The organism is Microbacterium sp. UNCCL10 (assembly GCF_000746195.1).
Taxonomy (GTDB): domain Bacteria; phylum Actinomycetota; class Actinomycetes; order Actinomycetales; family Microbacteriaceae; genus Microbacterium; species Microbacterium saccharophilum.
On sequence record NZ_JQKT01000003.1, the window covers coordinates 1 to 3,501 of the forward strand.

Annotated in this window: 5 protein-coding genes; all 5 read left to right on the top strand. The window is 70.7% G+C overall.

The window, feature by feature from the left end:
- Positions 1-165 precede the first annotated feature (165 nt).
- Genes BR85_RS00120 through BR85_RS14775 form a run of 5 tightly spaced genes read left to right on the top strand, consistent with a single transcriptional unit; the run spans position 166 to position 3,400 of the window.
- Positions 166-498 (top strand): hypothetical protein, encoded by a 333-nt coding sequence (locus tag BR85_RS00120; protein ID WP_028494807.1) that lies wholly within the window; start codon positions 166-168, stop codon positions 496-498.
- Positions 495-1,784 (top strand): hypothetical protein, encoded by a 1,290-nt coding sequence (locus tag BR85_RS00125; protein WP_028494808.1) that lies wholly within the window; start codon positions 495-497, stop codon positions 1,782-1,784. Before BR85_RS00120 ends, BR85_RS00125 begins: the two co-directional genes overlap by 4 nt.
- 4 nt (positions 1,785-1,788) lie before the next feature.
- Complete coding sequence (locus BR85_RS15320; RefSeq protein WP_028494809.1) at positions 1,789-2,280, top strand: hypothetical protein; 492 nt, start codon at positions 1,789-1,791, stop codon at positions 2,278-2,280.
- On the top strand, positions 2,277-2,846 hold the full coding sequence (locus BR85_RS15325; RefSeq protein WP_028494810.1) for a hypothetical protein: 570 nt from the start codon (positions 2,277-2,279) through the stop codon (positions 2,844-2,846). The genes BR85_RS15320 and BR85_RS15325 overlap by 4 nt, the downstream gene beginning before the upstream one ends.
- On the top strand, positions 2,837-3,400 hold the full coding sequence (locus tag BR85_RS14775) for a hypothetical protein (RefSeq protein WP_028494811.1): 564 nt from the start codon (positions 2,837-2,839) through the stop codon (positions 3,398-3,400). Before BR85_RS15325 ends, BR85_RS14775 begins: the two co-directional genes overlap by 10 nt.
- Positions 3,401-3,501 lie beyond the last annotated feature (101 nt).

Here is a 3,501-nt window from a genome sequence, read left to right on the forward strand (position 1 = left end):
GTCGATGGCATCAACGACATGTCCGAGGCTCTGCTGGGCATGATGCGCGCGATCCAGGACCTGGACCAGCAGCTCGCCGGCAGCTGACACACGCTCGACGTCTGAGGGGGCGGTCGTCGGGCCGCTCCCTCACCCTCGACCACACATTGACGGAGGATGCCGCAGATGGACATCATGCTCGACCTCGAGCAGCTCAAGGACGCGAAGGCCGGTCTCGAATCGTCCATTTCGGAGTTCGAAGCGGCCGCCGACACCAATGACGACCTCGAGACGGCGATCGCCCGGCCCGACGGGCGCAGCGATCTGCTGAACCAGGTGATCGACTTCGAGGTGGCATGGCGCGACAAGCGCGGCAAGCTCAAGGAGAACCTCACCAACATCAAGGACCAGCTGACGTCGATCATCGACGGCTGGGAGGAGTGGGACACCACCACCGCCAGCGATCTCGAAGGCAGCACGAGCACGCAGAACGTGACCGCACGCGGGGGAGTCCGATGAAATCGCCGAACACGGGACACACGCTCCGTCAGCTCGAAGGCAACGCGGCCGACATCGTCAGCCGCGGGGAGGGCTTGAAGACCCTCGCCGCGACGATGGAGACGACGGCCACGCACCTGAAGAACATCGGCAACTCCGCCATCCACAAGAGCAAGGGCACCGACAAGCTCGCCGAGATGGCCAACGAGACGCACGGCGACCTCTCCGACGCCGCCGTGCGGTACCGCGGCACCGGCAAGAGCCTGGCGGCGTACGGTGAGGCGCTCGACACCGCGCAGACCTGGCTGCGCAGCAACATCGACGACGTCGAGTCGGCCGAGAACGCCTATCAGGCGGCCCTGGAGGCGAAAGCGGATGCCGACTGGGCGGAGAGCCTCGCCGCCACCCGCGCCTCCGCCGCCGACCCCGACGACGACGCGGCCTCCCGCGCCGCCACCCGCGCCGAGGATGCCGCCGACGACGCCGCGACCGCCCTCACGACCGCGAGGATCCACCGCGACGAGATGTGGAAAGCGTTCGACGACGTCTTCGACGCCTGGTCGGACGCCTACGACGACGCCGTCGACGGCATCGAGAACGCGATCGAGTCCGCCGACAACAACGACGGCTTCTGGGAGTTCGTGGACGACCTCCTCGACGTCATCGCGATCGTCCTGGTCGTCCTCAGCATCATCGCGCTCATCATCGGCGCGCCCCTGACCGGCCTCCTGGGCATCATCCTCCTCGTGCTGGCCGCGGCCTCGCTGCTGCTCACGCTGCTGAAGTTCGCGTACGGGAGGGCGAGTCTGAGCGACGTGGCCTGGAGCGCCGTCGGCCTGCTTCCGTTCGGCGTCGGCAAGGTGCTCTCGCGGGGCGTGCCTGCGCTCGGCTCGGTCGTGCAGGGCGGCCGGGGGGCCGTGACAGCCGCCATCCGCGCCGGCCTGCCGCGCGTCTCCCTCCTGCGACCGACCACGTGGGCGACGCCGGTACGATCGCTGTTCGCGCCGGTGCGGTCGTGGCTCGCGCTGCCGAAGCCGGGCATGCTCACCAACCCTCTCGCGGCCATCCGTCTCGGCGGAGCCGAGACGGCGCAGGTCTCGACCTTCCTCAACACGGTGCGCAACTCCCCGTGGGCCAGTAACCCCGGTGTGCAGCAGTTCGTGTCCTCGACGGCCGCGTCGCTGCCCGGCGGCATCCGCCAGGGGGCGAACGTCATCAGCTGGGGAGGGTTCAGCCTCATCGACGGCCTCGGGCTCGCCGACGCCCAGCCGGAGATCCCGGGCCTGCGCGACCTCCGCGTAAGCTGACGCCGTGACAGACAGCCCCGCGCGAGCGCGCTCCGTCCATTCCGTCCTGAGCACGATCCTCGCCGTCGTCGCGATCCTCCCGCCGGCCGCCCTCGTCGTCTTCCTCGTGGGTTCGCTCCTCCTCTCCGGTGGTCAGGTGAGCGCGTCGATGGACACCAAATGGGATGCCGTGCGGCCCTACCCGCTGTTCGCGGTGCCCACCGTCGTGCTCGTCGTCCTCGCCGTCGTGTCCGTCGTCCTCGCGCTGCTCGTCGCGGTGACGGCCCGCGCCGGCGACGAGACCGGGCTCCGCGGGCTGGTCGGCCCGCTCGTCGGGGCGATCATCGCCGCGATCCTGTTCGCCGTGCTCATCCCCGACGGTGGCACGCGCGAGGGAGACATCACGGTCGGCGGACAGTGGATCGCCGCGATCGTCAGTGCGGCCGCCCTGGGCGCCGTGCTCCTCGGCGCCGCCGGAGCAGCGGCGAAGAGCCGCGCGCAGGGGCAGGCGGCGTGACCGCGCTCTCCGGGTTCCACATCATGCTGCCGCCCGGCTGGTCGCGTTACCGGGTGGACGAGGACGGCCGGAAGGAGTTCATCGCCAAGCTCTCCGCGCGGATGAAGGACGTCGGGCACCCCGACCTCGACGTGCGGCTCCGGATGCTCGCGAACGCCCAGTGGCGGAAGCTGGCGCAGACCCGCACGCACAGCGTCTACCTCGCCGACCGTGAGGTCGACGGTCTCGTCCACCTCCCCGTCTCGCTCGCCGTGCGGCAGCACGTCGCGCCTGCCGGTGTCGCCTTCGGCGACGGCATCCGCGACCTCACCCCCGCGCAGATCGACGTCTACGACACCGCGATCGGCCCCATCCGGCGCTGGGAGTCCGACAAGCCCGGCGAGGGGGAGACGGAGGGGATCACCACCCGCACGCTCGGGTACGGCTTCGCGCTTCCGGACGCCGACGACCGCCGCGGCCTCATCTTCACGGCATCCATCCCCTACCCGGACGGTGCGGACGCCTCTCTCGTGGAGGCGGCGACCGAACTCGTGGACTCGATCATGGAGACGTTCCGATGGCGGTAGCCCCCACGTACACGCTCAGCCTCGAGACGACGTGGCTGCCCGTGCCACTGGAGTTCCCGTGGGGCTCCTTCCCGGATGCCGACGCCTGGGCGGACGAGTTGACCGACAGCCTGCTGGCCGGGACCGGGCTGCCGGCCGAGGCGCGTGACCAGCTGCGCGCCACGGCGCTCACCCTTCAGGCGATGCCCGGGCCCCTGCCCGGTGCGATGGAGCGGTTCTGGCGCACCGAGTACGTCGGCGGTCCCGCCATCATCGCCCACCTGTACGTCACGGACTCCGGCGCACGCAGCGCCGACGAGCTGCTGCAGCTCGCGCGCGCCGGCATCGGAGGCCGGGTGCAGACGTGGACGTCCCTCGAGGGCACCGCGTTCCCGCTCGCCGTGCAGGCCGTCGTGACGACGGACATCGAGGACGTGACCGTCGGGGCGGTCCGCCACCTGGGGGTCCGCGACGGCTACGTCTTCCTGCTCGATTTCCTCAGCGAGGACCCGCTGGTCCTCGAGGCCGTGCAGGACGAGCTGTCGGGCATCTTCCGCTCCATCCGCTTCGCCTGACCGGGCTCTGCCTCCGCCCCGGCCGCCCCGCCGGCGCACCCCGGGGGGATGGGGAGTGCTCCCCATCGACGGTGGTGGGGGTGGCGGTTAGGTTCTTCGTA